Genomic DNA, 15,592 nt, shown 5'->3' with positions numbered 1-15,592 from the left:
CAACAATAATATTAAAAAGCATATCATTTTAATTTGTGATATAATTAGCATAAAATTTTAATAATAAGGGGTTTTAATTTATGAAGAAAAAAATACTCAGTATATTTATTATGCTTGTTCTTACATTCGGGATTATAGGCTGCGGTAAAACAAGTTCCGAAAATAATTCTGAAAAGAATTCGCCGGCGCCTCAAACTGCTGAAAGTGCCGAAATAAAAATTGCAGCACTTAAAGGTCCTACTTCTATGGGTCTTGCTAAACTCTTTGATGACGCTAAAAATGACGTAGAGCAAAAAAATTCATACACTTGTACAATTTTACAAAGTCCTGATGAAGTTGTTGTCGGACTTTCAAAAGGTGATTTTGATGTAGCTGCAATTCCTGCAAATTTGGCATCTGTTTTATATAACAAGACAGAAGGTAAACTTCTAAAAGTTGCAAATATAAATACTCTTGGAGTTTTATACATCGCATCCAAAGATGACTCTATAAAAAGCGTTGAAGACTTAAGAGGAAAGACAATAATTACAAGCGGAAAAGGTGCAACTCCGGAATTTGTACTTAGACACGTCCTTTCAAAACACAATATAAATCCGGATACCGATGTAACAATTGACTTTAAAACTGAACATCAGGAAGTAGTTTCATCATATATGCTTCGTTCTGACAATTCAGCTGTCGTAATGTTACCTCAACCGTTTTTAACAGTTGCAGAAGGCCTTGTCACAAATCTTTCTCTAAATGACCTTTGGCAAGAAGTCAATGATTCAAAATTAGTTACCGGTGTATTAGTCGTAAGAAACGAATTCTTAAATTCTCATAAAGAAGCTTTTGATAATTTTATGGAAGAATATAAATCTTCTGTTGAGTTTGTAAATTCAAATACTGATGAAGCTTCAAAAATTATAGCCGCACTTGATATTGTTCCTGAGCCTATAGCAAAAACAGCACTTCCTCAATGTAACATAGTTTATATTGACGGAGCGGAAATGAAAGAAACACTGTCAAATTATTTACAATCACTTTATGATGAAGATGCTAAATCTGTTGGAGGAAATATGCCTGATGAAAACTTCTACTATGAAAAATAAGATAAAATCTTTTTTAATAGTATTGTTTTGGATTTTTGTATGGCAGATTTTAAGTCTGTTAATCCCAGAGGAGATACTTTTTGTGTCTCCTCTTAAAGTTATTCCTCAGATTATTAAAATTTTAACTGATAAAGTATTTTATGTCTCTCTTTTCGCAAGCATTTCAAAAATTACAACAGGATTTTTAATAGGTGTTTTTTTTGCAACCATACTTTCTATAATCTCATATAAGAATACACTCTTTAAGGAACTCTCGGTTCCTCTAATGATGTTTTTAAAATCGGTACCTGTCGTAAGTTTTATAGTTCTTGCTCTTTTTTTTGTAAGTTCCAAATATCTAAGTATTATAATCAGCATGATAATAGCTACTCCAATAGTATATTCAAATTTAATCGAGGGGCTTATAAGTATTGATGAAAATTATTTGGATATGGCAAAAATATTTGATGTTAGTTTTAATAGAAAATTGAATTACATTTATCTTTCTCATTTAAAACCATTTATAATTTCAGGCTTATCTCTTGCATTTGGAATGGCATGGAAATCCGGGCTTGCTGCAGAAGTTATTTCTCTTCCTAATTTTGGAATCGGAACGCTGATTTATAACTGCAAAATATATTTGGATACAGTAAACCTGTTTGCATATACTATAATCGCAATGATTGTTTGCCATGTCCTTGAAAAATTACTTTTATTTCTAATTAGGAGGATATGCAAATGAAACTTGAAGTTGAAAATCTTACAAAATACTTCGATGATAAACTCATTTTTAAAAATGTTACATTCTCTGTCAAAGATTCTGAACGTTTGGCAATAATAGGTAAGTCGGGCAGCGGTAAAACAACACTGATAAAAATAATAATGGGGCTTACAAATTCAAACAGCGGTAAAATAATATTTGATACTCCTCCTGAATTTTCTGTTGTATTTCAAGAAAATTTGCTGTTTGAAGAAAGAACTGTATATGAAAATTTAATATTCTGCTGCGAAATAGATAAAACTACTGCACTTAAATTATTAAGTGAACTTGAACTTGAAGATTATATCAATACAAAAGTTAAAGCACTTTCAGGCGGTATGAAAAGAAGAATTGCAATTTTAAGAGCTATTGTAAAAAGAGGAAATATCTTTATATTTGATGAAGCAATAAGAGAAGTTGACGGATATACTGCAAACTTAATAATTTCTTTTTTAAATAAAAGACTAAAAAATGCACCTTTAATTTATATTACACACGATGAATCTGAAATAGAAAAATTAAACTTTGATAAAATAATTAAACTATAAAAATTTTCCAATTAATATTTGTTTTAATTGGATTTTTTAATATAATAACTATGGTGATTATATGAATAAAATTCTTTTTATACTCAGTACTAAAGCAGGATCATCAGATTTTAAGTCTTTTAAAGAAAACATAATTAATACTTATACAAAGCATAATATGCTGGAAAATCTTAAAATCGTTGAAACATTAGATAAAGAACATGCAAAAAGAGCCACTCAAGAATTTATTGAGCTTCCATATGAAAATAAGATAATATACAGCTGCGGTGGAGACGGAACACTAAATGAAGTTGCATCGGTAGTATATGGTAGCAATACTGCTCTTGGATTAATTCCAATGGGTACGGGAAATGACTTTTCCAAAAATTTTGACTACTCAAATTTTAAAATTGAACAGACAATAAATCCAAAAATTTCACCAATTGATATCATTTCAATAAATGATAGAATAAGTGTAAATGTAATGAGCCTCGGTTTTGATACCTCAGTGCTTAGAAATGTATATATGATTTTAAAAAAATATCCTTTTTTTAAAAAACACAGTTTTATGCTCGGTGCAATTTATTCTCTGCTAAATATTGAAAGTGATACATTAAATGTAGAGCTTAATTTAGCAAATGGAAAATCATTAGTTTTAAATGACACTTATACTATAACAGCACTTTGCAACGGCAGATATTACGGAAGCGGTTTTAATCCATCTCCAAACTCGATTTTAGATGATGGTATTTTAGAACTTCTACTTGTAAAAAAACTGTCCCTTCTAAAGATATTAAAATTACTTCCAAAATATAAAAAGGGAACTCATTTAAATAATAAAAAAGTTGCAATATATGAAGTTACAAGTGGAAAAATTTGTTCAGAAAATGAAATATACGCAAACTGTGACGGAGAAATATTTAAGAGTAAATATTTTAATTTTAAAGTTCTTAAAAATTCAATCCTATGGGCAAATTTAAAGTAGGTGATATTATGAAAACTGTTTTAATAACCGGTGCATCTCGTGGAATTGGGTCTGCCATTGCAAAAAGACTTTCGCTTGAAAATTATAATTTAGTTTTAAATTATAACAACAGTGAAAAATCGGCTTTGTCACTAAGAGATGAAATAAGAATTACAAACAAAAACTGTATAGCAATAAAAGCAGATGTATCTAAACTCGAAGAAGTCCAAAATATGTATTCCGAAATCGAAAAAACATTCGGAAGTGTTGACATCCTTATAAATAATGCCGGAATTTCTTTTACAGGACAATTTCAGGATACATCTCCTGATATTTGGAACAAGATATTAAACACTAATGTAACCGGGATGTATAATACAATATATACCGTCCTTCCAAAAATGTTATCAAACCATGAAGGTGTAATATTGAACTTTTCTTCAATATGGGGTTCACATGGAGCGTCTTGTGAAGTTGCATACTCCACAAGTAAGGGTGCTGTCGAATCGCTTACAAAATCACTTGCAGTTGAACTTGCTCCTTCAAACATAAGAGTAAATGCAATTTCACCCGGAACTGTAAACACAGATATGATGAAATCATACAGCGCTGATGACATGAAAATAATATGCAATGAAATACCGATGCAAAGAATTTCTCAGCCGGAAGAAATTGCAGAATTGGTTTGCTTTTTAATATCATATAAAAATTCATATATGACAGGTCAAATTATATGTGCCGACGGAGGCATGTGCGTATAAAAATACCCTCTTTACCAACTGTTCGGTAAAGAGGGTATCTTTTTCTCCTTCTTTATTTACCTTCTATGTTTTCAGTATCTTTTAGATACTCTCCAAACTCAATCTCGACTTGTTTTTCTTTTCCGTCTCGAACTATTGTTATCTTTTCTCTGTCTCCCACCTTATACTTATATAATGCAACTCTAAGTGAACTTTCATTTTCAATTTCAGTATCACCTATCTTTGTAATTACATCGCCCGCTTCTATTCCAGCCTGTTTAGCAGGTGAATTTTCTCTGACGGCAAATACAAACACGCCCTTGTCAACTCCAAGATCCTTATTCAAATATCTCTGAACGTCAACTGCATTTACAGGATTTTCTATACCCATGAACACAATATTATATGTTCCGGTGTTTATTACCTGCTCAATTATAGGCTTTACAGTATTTATCGGAATTGAAAAACCAAGGCCTTCGGCAGAATTTACCTTAACTGTATTTATTCCTATTACTTCTCCTTTTTCATTCAAAAGAGGTCCTCCTGAATTACCTCCGTTAATTGAGGCGTCCGTCTGAATAAGACCTGTCATATATCCTCCGCCATTTACCTGACCTACATATCTGTTAAGTCCGGAAATTATACCCTGTGTAACACTTCTTTGATATGCTATATCTATGGGATTACCTATGGCTATTGCCGTTTGACCGATTTGAAGTGTACTTGAATCGCCAAGTGTAGCCGCCGTTAATTTTCCCTTAGGCTCAATTTTCACTATGGCAATATCAATATTTGAATCCACCCAAATAGGCTTTCCCTCTAAAGTTGTTCCGTCATCCAAAAGTACAGTTGCTGTATCTACAACTTGAGATCCCACTTTAACAACATGCGCATTTGTAAGAATATATCCTCTTTCATCTACAATTATTCCTGAACCTGTTCCTTTTGCCTCAACAGCTCCGAACATGCTATTTACCTGTCCTTTAGTTGTAATTCCAACTACTGATGGAATTGCCTTTTGAGCTACTGCCTGTGCAACATTAACTTCGCCTTTTGTGCTTATTGTGACTGCATTATTTCCATTAGCCGATGCCAAGTTCGTCTCCGATGACATTTTTTCTCCAAACAATGCATAAGTTATTGATGAACCTACTATTCCTCCGATAAGAGAAAATACTATCGCAAGAACTATTACGGATTTATTACTCTTCTTTTTTCTTCTTCTATTATTCTCATTTTCATAATTATATTCATATTTTTGTTCTTGATATAAAGTTTCGTTTTCCATAATCTTTTCCTCCTTCACATAGAAATTTATACCCATTCTAAAAAAACTATGTGAAAAGAGTGTGTTTTTTTTATAATACATTTGAAAAATGTTATAATGTGAAAAGGAGGTACTCTATGAAAATAACATTTATAAGACATTCTTGCTATACAGTTGAAACTGATAATTACTTCTTGATTTTTGACTACATAGGCGGAAAACTGCAACTACCCGAAAATAAAATTTCAATATTTTTTGTAAGTCACAGACATTCAGATCACTTTAAAAAAGAAATTTTTAACTTTAATGCTGATCACTATATAATAAGTGATGATGTAGATATTAAAAAAGCTGAAAACATAACTTCAGTTTCTCCCGATAATGAACTTGATCTATTGGGAATTAAAGTTAAAACTCACGGCTCAACTGATGAAGGTGTAAGCTTTTATGTAAATGTTGATGGAACAGGAATAGTTCACTGCGGAGATTTAAACTATTGGATATGGCCGGAATATTCTAAATCAGATATTGAAAATATGGACAGATGGTTTAAATCTGAAGCGGACAAATTTAAAAATGAAAATGTCTTTGCAATAATGCTTCCTGTCGATCCAAGACTTAAAGACAATTATTATTTAACTTGTGATTATTTCTTAAGGACAAATTCCGCAAAACATTACTTTCCGATGCATATGTGGGAAAATTACTCGATATCACAAAAATTAAAAAATAAATATAAAAATATATATCCGCAAAAAATTATACACGTAATCCAAAAAGAAAATCAAATTTTTGAATTCCAAATAAAAAAAGAGTGGTAATCCACTCTTTTTATTTTAAATTTTCAAGAAGTTTTAATGTGAATTTCCACATTCTCTCTGTTGATGAAATACTTACCCTTTCCTTTGGAGAGTGTACATCATGCATCTCAGGTCCAAAACTAATCATATCACAATTAGGAAGAACTTTTTTTAATAAACCGCATTCAAGTCCGGCATGAATTGCACTATATGTTGCTTTACTACAGAATAACTCCTCATAAGTTTTTATGGAAATATCCCTTAAAATACTTTCTTCTTCAAATTGCCATGCAGGATATCTGTTACTTTCTATTGTTTTGGCATTACATCTCTTAGCAGAAATCTTTAAAACATCTAAAACTCTTTCAAGTTCAGATTCTGTTGAAGACCTAACTGATGTTGTATATACAATCTTATTATCTTTTTCAAATAACACCGCATTATTAAGTGAAGTTTCTACCAATCCCTCTATATCTTTTGACATAGAAATTACTCCGTCAGGCACAATCATTGAATAATCTATGAAGTCATCTGTAAGCTTTTTTGTATATGAATCTCTATTTTCACAAGACTCTATATCAATTACTATTCCATCATCTTCTACTCTGTATTCATTTTTTATGGCAACTGCAAGCTTTTCTATTGTATCTATTGCAAGCTCCTTTTCTTCTACCAATATTTCAGCTTTAGCAGAATCCGGAATTGCATTATGTTTTGCTCCTCCTTTAAGTGAGATAATTCTAAGTTCTGTAACTTCTCTTACGGCACTTAATAATCTTGAAAGAATTTTATTTGCATTAGCTCTTTGTCTTATTATTTCTCCTCCGGAATGTCCTCCCTTTAGTCCCCTTACAGTTATTCTTAAAGCTTCTCCTTTAAAATGTTCTCTTTCAATATCAAATATAACATTTATTGATGAACCGCCTGCACAACTTACAAGAAAGATACCTTCCTCCTCAGAATCAATATTTAAAAGCATATTTCCATTTAACATACCTTCTTTTAGAGCAGCTGCTCCATCCATTCCCGTTTCTTCATTTGTAGTGATTAAAACCTCAAGTGCAGGATGCTTATACTCATTTGAGTCTAAAATTGCAAGTGCATAAGCTACAGCAATGCCATCATCTGCTCCAAGTGTAGTTTTATTTGCTTTTACAAAATCTCCGTCTACTATCATCTCTATCGGATCTGTATCAAAATTGTGGTCTGAGTCCTCTTCTTTAACACAAACCATATCCATATGTCCTTGAATTATTACAGGTTTTGAATTTTCATAGCCGTTTGTTGCAGGTTTTTTTATTATTACATTGTATACATCATCTTGAAATACTTCTAAATTTCTTTCTTTTGCAAAATTTACCAAAAAATCAGAAACTCTTTTTTCACTTCCTGAACATCTTGGAATTTGGTTTATTTCATAAAACCATTTAAATACTTCTTTAGGTTCAATATTTAAGTTCATTTTTACCTCCTAAATTTTTAATATAATATAATTATAATACATCTTAAGCTAATTTAGCAGAGCTAAATTCTTTATTCTCTAAATAAAAAAGTTGACCTTCTCAACAAAAGCCAACTCAATTTTAATTTAAAATACTAATAATTCATCTACAGTGTAATTTTCTTCAACCGGTTCTGAATTTACAGGTGTATTTATAGGAGCAACAGAATTATCTTTTTTCTCCTCTACAATTTGTCTTACACCCCAACTTGCAAGTTCTTCATCAGTCCCTATCCAAACAGGCATACCAACTCTTGCTCTTGGGAATATAAATGTTTCAATATCATAATTAAACATTCTCATACAACCGTTAGATGCATACGTCCCTATCTGATGAGGCTTTATTGTGCCATGAATTCCATAACCCGAATATCCCGGAAGACTAAGTCCCATCCAACGTTCTCCAAGAGGATTGTTAGGATCATCAGCTTTTGCCGGCTTATATTTTCCGTTCATTCCACCCCATGCAGGATTTACATGCTTACTTTGAATCTTTCCCTTTGCTGATGGTGTAGGAGTTTCATTAGTCCCTAACGCTATTGGAAATTTATACATCGGAGCTGTTCCGCTATAGAAAGTTAATGTCTTTTTAGTCTTATTTACAACTATCCATTCTCCGCTTGTAGGAGCGTTTTGAATGTCATCCTTTACAACCATATTAGAATTATATAAAACTTTTTTTGTAATATCATTTATTTTTCCTGTTACCGTCAGATTTGACAGTGCTTGAAATTTTTTAATTTCAGCAACTTTCTCCGCACCACTCTTATCCATAAAGTGATTCGGCCTCACATATTCAGCTCTTACTGATGTAGGAAACAACATCAAAGCTGATAATACAATTAAACCAAAACTATTTTTTATCTTCAATTAATACACTCCATTCATCAATGGTACTATTTTATAATAAATCATTTTTCAAGTCAAACCTTAATTACAATAGAATTTTCTTTAAAAATTGTCCTGTATATGATTTTTCTATATCGGCAATCTCCTCAGGTCTACCTGTGGCAATTATTGTTCCGCCATTATTTCCTCCTTCAGGTCCAATATCGATAATATGATCTGCCGTCTTTATAACATCAAGATTATGTTCAATCACAACTACGGTATTTCCTCTGTTCACAAGTTCATTTAAAACTTTTAATAATTTTCTTATATCTTCACTATGAAGACCTGTTGTAGGCTCATCCAATATATATATTGTTCTTCCTGTAGCTTTCTTTGAAAGCTCCGTTGCAAGTTTAATTCTCTGTGCTTCTCCTCCGGAAAGTTGTGTTGACGGCTGTCCCAATTTAATGTAAGACAATCCGACATCTCTTAGTGTTTCAATTTTCCTTAAAACTCTCGGATGATTTTCAAAATATACAAGTGCCTCTTCAACAGTCATATCAAGTATATCTGAAATATTCTTATCCCTATATTTAACTTGTAACGTTTCTCTATTATATCTCTTTCCCTTACATACTTCGCACGGAACATATACATCAGGTAAAAAATGCATTTCAACCTTTATTATTCCATCGCCCTTACAAGCTTCACATCTTCCGCCTTTAACATTAAAGGAGAACCTGCCTTTTTTATACCCTCTAATCTTCGATTCATTTGTCATTGTAAATATATCTCTTATTAAATCAAATGCTCCTGTGTAAGTTGCAGGATTAGATCTTGGAGTTCTTCCTATTGGACTCTGATCTATATTTACAACTTTATCCAGATTTTCAATTCCTTCAATTTTTGTATGCTTACCCGGCTTAACTCTTGATCCGTTTAAATTTTGTGTAAGTGATTTATATAGTATTTCATTTATGAGAGAACTCTTTCCGCTCCCTGATACTCCTGTTACTGCAACAAACTGACCAAGCGGAATTTCAACATTTATATTTTTAAGATTATTTTCTCTTGCTCCATAAATTTTTATACTTTTTCCGGTATAAGGGCGTCTTTGCTCAGGTAATTCTATTTTCTTACGTCCTGAAAGATATGCCCCTGTTATGGATTCTTCAACTTGCATTATCTCATCGGCACTTCCCTGTGCAACAATTCTTCCTCCGTCTCTTCCCGCCAAAGGTCCTATATCTACAATTTGATCCGCCATTCGCATTGTGTCCTCATCATGTTCGACAACTATAAGTGTATTTCCTATATCAGTTAAATTTCTAAGAGCCTTTAAAAGTTTTTCGTTATCTCGTTGATGAAGTCCTATACTCGGTTCATCTAAAACATATATAACTCCGACAAGCTGTGAGCCAATTTGAGTTGCAAGCCTTATTCTCTGTGCTTCTCCTCCCGAAAGAGTCCCCGCCATTCTTGAAAGTGTAAGATATTCAAGTCCAACATTTTGTAAAAATGATAATCTTGCCTTTATTTCTTTTAAAATTTGATTGGCTATTATGGATTCTTTTTCTGTAAGCTTTAATTCTTCAAAAAATTTAACAGCATCAGACACAGAAAGTTCCGTAAGCTCAAATATATTAAGCCCATTTACTTTTACCGACAACGATGACTCTTTAAGTCTTGCTCCATGGCAATGCGGACATGGTTCTTCATTCATAAACTCTTCTATTTTACCTATTATAAAATCTGAAGAAGTTTCCATGTATCTTCTTTTTAAATTTTTAAGTATTCCTTCAAAATTTCCCCTGTATGTTTTTGCTCCTGAAAAATGTGAATCAAAATCAAATTCTATTTCTCTTTCAGTTCCATATAGAAGCGCATTCATAAATTCTTCAGGTGCTTCTTTTATCGGTTTACTTGTGCTGAAATTAAATTCCTTGGCAAGTTGTTTAACCATTTCCGTATAGTAAGTTCCTTCTGCTCCGGAATAACAAACTATAGCTCCTTCATCTATTGAAAGTTCTCTATTTGGAATAACAAGTTCCGGATCTACTTCCTTTGAAAATCCTATACCCTTACATGTCTCACAAGCTCCTATCGGAGAGTTGAACGAAAATGAACGCGGAGATATTTCCTCAATTACAATTCCACAGTCCGGACATGCCAGCTTTGAAGAAAATGTAATTTTTTCTCCTCCAACCACATCAATGTTTACCATACCCTCAGATAATCCAAGTGCAAGTTCAATAGAATCCGCAAGTCTTGATTCGACTCCATCTTTTATGACAATTCTATCTACAACTATTTCAATATCATGCACCTTATTTTTTTCCAGTTCTATATCTTCTTCAGATATGTCCTTAATTTCTCCATCGACTATAACTCTTATAAATCCGTCTTTTTTAATATTTTCAAGAGTTCTCTTATGAGTCCCCTTTCTCCTTCTAACTACCGGAGCCAATACCTGAATTTTGGTTCTATCTTCAAGAGTCATTACCCTGTCTACCATTTGGTCCACTGTAAAAGAACTTATTTCTTTACCGCATTTAGGACAATACGGATGTCCTACTCTTGCATATAAAAGTCTGAAATAATCATAAATTTCAGTTACGGTTCCTACTGTTGAACGCGGATTTTTACTTGTAGTTTTTTGATCTATGGATATTGACGGACTCATTCCCTCAATATAATCAACTTCCGGCTTATCCATTTGTCCTAAAAATTGTCTTGCATAAGATGACAAACTCTCTACATATCTTCTTTGTCCCTCCGCATAAATTGTATCAAATGCTAACGAACTTTTCCCGGAACCTGATAGACCTGTAAAAACTATAAATTTATTTCTTGGAATTGTTAAATCAACATTTTTTAAATTATGCTGATGTGCTCCTTTAATTACAATATTCTCTTCTGACAAAATTTCACCCTCAATTATCTTTCATCTTTTCCATTTCAGCTCTAAGCTCAGTTATTTTATCTCTTATTTCTGCAGCTCTTTCAAAATCAAGCTGTTCTGCAGATTTATACATTTCATTCTTAAGAGCATCTATCATTGCTAAAATTTCTTTATCACTAAATTCATTAATGCTACTATAGCTTTCAACTCCCTCAGCCGCAACAGTAGCTTCTATTACTTCTCTTATTCCCTTTTCAACTGATTTTGGAATAATTCCGTTTTCCTTATTATATTTATCTTGAATAAACCTTCTTCTATTTGTTTCATCAATAGTATATTTCATTGACTTTGTTTCAAAATCAGCATACATTATTACTTTACCGTCTACATTCCTCGCAGCACGTCCTGCAGTTTGGATAAGCGAAGTTTCCGAACGAAGAAACCCTTCTTTATCCGCATCAAGTATTGCAACAAGTGATACCTCCGGTAAATCTAAACCTTCCCTCAAAAGATTTATTCCCACAAGTACATCATATTTACCTAACCTTAAATCTCTAATGATTTCCATCCTTTCAATAGTATCAACATCAGAATGCATATAAGTAACTTTCATACCTATTTTTTTAAAATGATCAGTTAAATCTTCTGCCATTTTTTTAGTAAGTGTTGTAATTAAAACTCTTTCACCGCGTTCTTTTACATTCTCTATTTCATTTATTAAATCATCTATTTGATACTTTGTAGGTCTTACTTCTATAACAGGATCCAAAAGTCCGGTAGGTCTAATTATCTGCTCAACTTTATTCTGTTCATGCTCTTTTTCATATGGACCCGGCGTTGCAGATACATATATACACTGATTCATTATGCTTTCAAATTCTTCAAACTTAAGCGGTCTGTTATCAAGAGCAGATGGAAGTCTGAATCCGTAATCCACAAGCGTCTGCTTTCTTGAACGGTCTCCGTTATACATTGCCCTTATCTGAGGAACAGTTGCATGCGATTCATCTATTATAGTCAAAAAATCCTTAGGAAAATAATCTATCAAAGTATAGGGTCTTGAACCAGCCTCTCTTGCTGAAAGATGTCTGGAATAATTTTCTATTCCACTGCAAAAACCCATTTCGGAAAGCATTTCTATATCATATCTTGTTCTCTGTTCAATTCTTTGTGCTTCAAGTAACTTTTCCTGATCTTTAAGTTCCTTAACTCTTTCATTCAGCTCTTCTTCAATTGTAACAATGGCTCGCTTAACCTTTTGCTCCGTTGTCGCAAAGTGAGATGCCGGATAAATTGCAACATGTTTTCTATATCCAAGAACTTCCCCTGTAAGTGCATTTATTTCAGAAATCCTATCAATTTCATCTCCAAAAAATTCAACTCTTATGGAATTTTCAGATGACCATGATGGAAATATCTCAAGTATATCTCCACGAACTCTAAATGTACCTCTTACAAAATTAAGATCATTTCTGACATACTGAATCTCTATAAGACGCTTCATAATTTCATTTCTATCTTTTTCCATTCCCGGTCTTAAGGATACGACAAGATTTTCATAATCTATCGGATCTCCAAGTCCATATATACAAGAAACTGATGCAACAATAATTACATCTCGCCTTTCAAACAAGCTCATTGTTGCAGAATGCCTTAGCTTATCAATCTCATCATTAATGGAAGAATCCTTTTCTATAAATGTATCAGTTTGAGGAACATATGCCTCCGGCTGATAATAATCATAGTAGGACACAAAATATTCAACCGCATTGTCGGGAAAAAACTCCTTAAATTCACTTGCAAGCTGATATGCAAGCGTCTTGTTATGTGCAATAACAAGAGTCGGTTTTTGAACTCTTTCTATAACATTTGCCATTGTAAAAGTCTTACCCGAGCCTGTAACACCGAGTAGAGTTTGATGCTTTAAATTTTTATTAATTCCATCTACAAGACCATCTATTGCCTGTGGCTGATCTCCGGTTGGAACATAGCTTGAATGTATTTTAAATTCCATTAATATCACCTTCTCATAATATACCCGAACAACTGTTTATTATAACATAAAATATCCAAATTAAATAGCTTAGCATATCTATATATCAATATTTACCTAAGCCTGTTTTTAATATATAATCTAACTATGAAAAATATAATAATTATGTCACCTTCTAAAGAAATGATAGAACTTTCAAAAAACTTTAACATTTCATTAAAAGATGAAACCAAAACAATTTTAAATTCACTAAAAAAACTTAATATAGAGGAAATCGAAAAATATTTTAAAATAAGCACTGCGCTTGCAACGCTAAACTATAATAGATTTCATTCCATAGAAACATCTTGCGGAAATATAGCACTTAAAACATATAACGGCATTGCTTTTAAAAATATGAATTTAAAAAACTTTACCGATGAAGATTTTGAATTTGCATATAAAAATCTGATAATACTGTCCGCTCTATACGGCCCAATATTTTCAAAAGAAATTATATCACCTTACAGACTTGACTTTAACGTGCCGATAAAAATAGATAATTTGTCATTGAAAAATTTTTGGGAGAACTACTATAATAATTTCTTCAAAGACTACAGCATTTACAATCTTGCATCATATGAATTTTCATCTTTCATAAATAAAGAAATTTCAAATTTTATTGACATCGAATTTTTTGAAGACTTTGAAAAAAATAAACATGCACACTCCACAACTGTAAAAAAATTAAGAGGAGCTCTTGCAGCAGAAATTATTAAAAATAAATCATTTGAAAAAGAAATATTTAAAAATTTCAGTTACCTTGAATTTAGACTGTCGGAAGAATATTCAAATACAAACAGAATTGTATATGTAAAATCAAATTTATAGAAAAATAAAAATCTCCTTTAAGTAAAGGAGAAATTTTATTTTTTAAATATAAATAAATATTCATGTGCTATCAATAAAAAATTATATTTTATGCTATTAGTTTTCCAAAAACCTGTCGCTCTACAATTATGTTGTTCTTTTATTATAAGTTCTTTTAATTTAAAACCTTCTTTTTCAAAAATTTTCATAACTTCAAACGACATTGGAATCATGTGTCCCTTTTATTCTATTTGCCAATATCTCACCTTCTTAATTTTGGGCATCAAAAAAGCACCTACCAATAGTAAGTGCTTAAAAATTACATGATTATAAGTGTAAACCTGACGTTTTATATTCCAAATGTTTTAGAAGATATGTTTAAACCAAGCATTTTACTGAATGCTAAACCAAATTTTACAAAATTATAAGATATAGATGTTATTATATTATCATCAATGATGTAACCATCCACTACCGGATTTTGTAAATTGTCATTCCAGCCTACCATATTAGATAAATCAGTTTCATCAAAACCCTCTTCTAATAAATCTTCCTTATTTACTCCTGCCATAAAAGATTTTTCATTAAGCATTCCAGCTTTCAATAATAAAATTGGTGCGATAGAAATTGCTCCTATAATTTTACCATCAAAATTTTTAATAAACTCTATTATGCTTTCATCTTCAATTGTGTTCCTGATATCTGTTGCTCCTGTTAAAAGTAGACTATCAAACTCATCAATATTTAATTCATAAATAGTTTTTTCAGCTTGCATTATTAAGCCTTCTTCACTTTGGATAGGTTCTTTTATTTTTGAAAATACAGTTATTTGTTTCCCACTTAGTGATAATGACTCAAGAGCTACGCTAAACTCAAAGTTACAAAAGGAATCATATATTAAAACTGCTGTTTTTTTCATTTAATCTACCTCCAGACTATAAATGTTCTAATATTATATACCCATTTAAATAAGTAGTTAAAACCTATCAAAATCATTCTGAGTTGCTACTTTCTTGTATTTCCAATCATCATTATTCTTTTCTGTAAACATATCATTGGCAACATTAAAAAGTACAATACTTTATTTTATAGGGGTGTGCATAAAAGATAAACCTTAAAATGAACAATAAAAAAGACCTCTGTGCAATGGTCTGTATAAATCATATTTCGTTGAACGGCTTGAAATAGGCATATTTTAAACTGTTAATTTGTCTCATTTTAATAACTTGCATTTCTGCATATTCTGTAATGTTTCCATCAAACGGATAGTATAAACTTATATACTTTAAAAGCTGTCGTTTTTTTCCTTCCCATCTCAAAAACGGTCTTATCTCTTTTATATAACCCAAACTAATTATTACACATATGTTGATTAACTCATAAAAANA

The 15,592-nt window shown here is 31.7% G+C and carries 14 protein-coding genes; 7 read left to right on the top strand and 7 right to left on the bottom strand.

Going from position 1 to position 15,592, the window contains the following annotated elements:
• Nucleotides 1-80: 80 nt before the first annotated feature.
• From HMPREF0629_RS02690 to fabG, 5 genes are all read left to right on the top strand, one after another.
• Nucleotides 81-1,091 (top strand): ABC transporter substrate-binding protein, encoded by a 1,011-nt coding sequence (locus HMPREF0629_RS02690; RefSeq protein ID WP_009221841.1) that lies wholly within the window; start codon nt 81-83, stop codon nt 1,089-1,091.
• Complete coding sequence (locus HMPREF0629_RS02685; RefSeq protein ID WP_009221840.1) at nt 1,027-1,812, top strand: ABC transporter permease; 786 nt, start codon at nt 1,027-1,029, stop codon at nt 1,810-1,812. The genes HMPREF0629_RS02690 and HMPREF0629_RS02685 overlap by 65 nt, the downstream gene beginning before the upstream one ends.
• Nucleotides 1,809-2,378, top strand: coding sequence for an ATP-binding cassette domain-containing protein (locus tag HMPREF0629_RS02680; protein WP_036729598.1), 570 nt, complete (start codon nt 1,809-1,811; stop codon nt 2,376-2,378). The genes HMPREF0629_RS02685 and HMPREF0629_RS02680 overlap by 4 nt, the downstream gene beginning before the upstream one ends.
• 61 nt (nt 2,379-2,439) lie before the next feature.
• On the top strand, nt 2,440-3,342 hold the full coding sequence (locus HMPREF0629_RS02675; protein ID WP_009221838.1) for a diacylglycerol kinase family protein: 903 nt from the start codon (nt 2,440-2,442) through the stop codon (nt 3,340-3,342).
• Nucleotides 3,343-3,350: 8 nt separating this feature from the next.
• Nucleotides 3,351-4,082, top strand: a complete 732-nt coding sequence (gene fabG, locus HMPREF0629_RS02670; protein WP_009221837.1) for an elongation factor P 5-aminopentanone reductase — start codon at nt 3,351-3,353, stop codon at nt 4,080-4,082.
• Nucleotides 4,083-4,134: 52 nt separating this feature from the next.
• On the opposite strand, the gene HMPREF0629_RS02665 is transcribed toward fabG, so the two are convergent.
• Nucleotides 4,135-5,349 carry a S1C family serine protease gene (locus HMPREF0629_RS02665; RefSeq protein WP_009221836.1) on the bottom strand — a complete coding sequence of 405 codons (1,215 nt, stop codon included), beginning with the start codon at nt 5,347-5,349 and terminating at the stop codon, nt 4,135-4,137.
• A gap of 116 nt (nt 5,350-5,465) precedes the next feature.
• Here HMPREF0629_RS02665 and HMPREF0629_RS02660 point away from each other — a divergent pair, with 116 nt between their 5' ends.
• Nucleotides 5,466-6,149: an MBL fold metallo-hydrolase gene (locus HMPREF0629_RS02660; protein ID WP_039856509.1), complete on the top strand. Its 684-nt coding sequence runs from the start codon at nt 5,466-5,468 to the stop codon at nt 6,147-6,149.
• Between the two features lie 10 nt (nt 6,150-6,159).
• Here HMPREF0629_RS02660 and HMPREF0629_RS02655 read toward each other — a convergent pair whose 3' ends face one another.
• From HMPREF0629_RS02655 to uvrB, 4 genes are all read right to left on the bottom strand, one after another.
• The gene (locus HMPREF0629_RS02655; protein WP_009221834.1) at nt 6,160-7,590 is read right to left on the bottom strand and encodes an aminoacyl-histidine dipeptidase; all 1,431 of its coding nucleotides are present in this window, start codon (nt 7,588-7,590) and stop codon (nt 6,160-6,162) included.
• A 126-nt stretch (nt 7,591-7,716) separates the two neighbouring features.
• Nucleotides 7,717-8,499 carry a L,D-transpeptidase gene (locus HMPREF0629_RS07645; RefSeq protein WP_009221833.1) on the bottom strand — a complete coding sequence of 261 codons (783 nt, stop codon included), beginning with the start codon at nt 8,497-8,499 and terminating at the stop codon, nt 7,717-7,719.
• Nucleotides 8,500-8,563: 64 nt separating this feature from the next.
• Entirely contained in the window at nt 8,564-11,383 is a 2,820-nt protein-coding gene (uvrA, locus tag HMPREF0629_RS02645) for an excinuclease ABC subunit UvrA (RefSeq protein ID WP_009221832.1), read from the bottom strand.
• A 10-nt stretch (nt 11,384-11,393) separates the two neighbouring features.
• Nucleotides 11,394-13,376 carry an excinuclease ABC subunit UvrB gene (gene uvrB, locus HMPREF0629_RS02640; RefSeq protein WP_009221831.1) on the bottom strand — a complete coding sequence of 661 codons (1,983 nt, stop codon included), beginning with the start codon at nt 13,374-13,376 and terminating at the stop codon, nt 11,394-11,396.
• Nucleotides 13,377-13,502: 126 nt separating this feature from the next.
• Here uvrB and HMPREF0629_RS02635 point away from each other — a divergent pair, with 126 nt between their 5' ends.
• Complete coding sequence (locus HMPREF0629_RS02635; protein WP_083763143.1) at nt 13,503-14,225, top strand: YaaA family protein; 723 nt, start codon at nt 13,503-13,505, stop codon at nt 14,223-14,225.
• A gap of 35 nt (nt 14,226-14,260) precedes the next feature.
• Here HMPREF0629_RS02635 and HMPREF0629_RS07800 read toward each other — a convergent pair whose 3' ends face one another.
• Nucleotides 14,261-14,437, bottom strand: coding sequence for a hypothetical protein (locus HMPREF0629_RS07800; protein ID WP_009221829.1), 177 nt, complete (start codon nt 14,435-14,437; stop codon nt 14,261-14,263).
• Nucleotides 14,438-14,553: 116 nt separating this feature from the next.
• Entirely contained in the window at nt 14,554-15,123 is a 570-nt protein-coding gene (locus tag HMPREF0629_RS02630) for a DJ-1/PfpI family protein (RefSeq protein WP_009221828.1), read from the bottom strand.
• Between the last annotated feature and the right edge of the window lie 469 nt (nt 15,124-15,592).

The organism is Peptoniphilus sp. oral taxon 386 str. F0131 (genome assembly GCF_000090945.1).
GTDB classification, from domain to species: Bacteria; Bacillota; Clostridia; order Tissierellales; family Peptoniphilaceae; genus Anaerosphaera; species Anaerosphaera mikwangii.
This window is presented reverse-complemented; position numbering and strand designations above follow the sequence as displayed.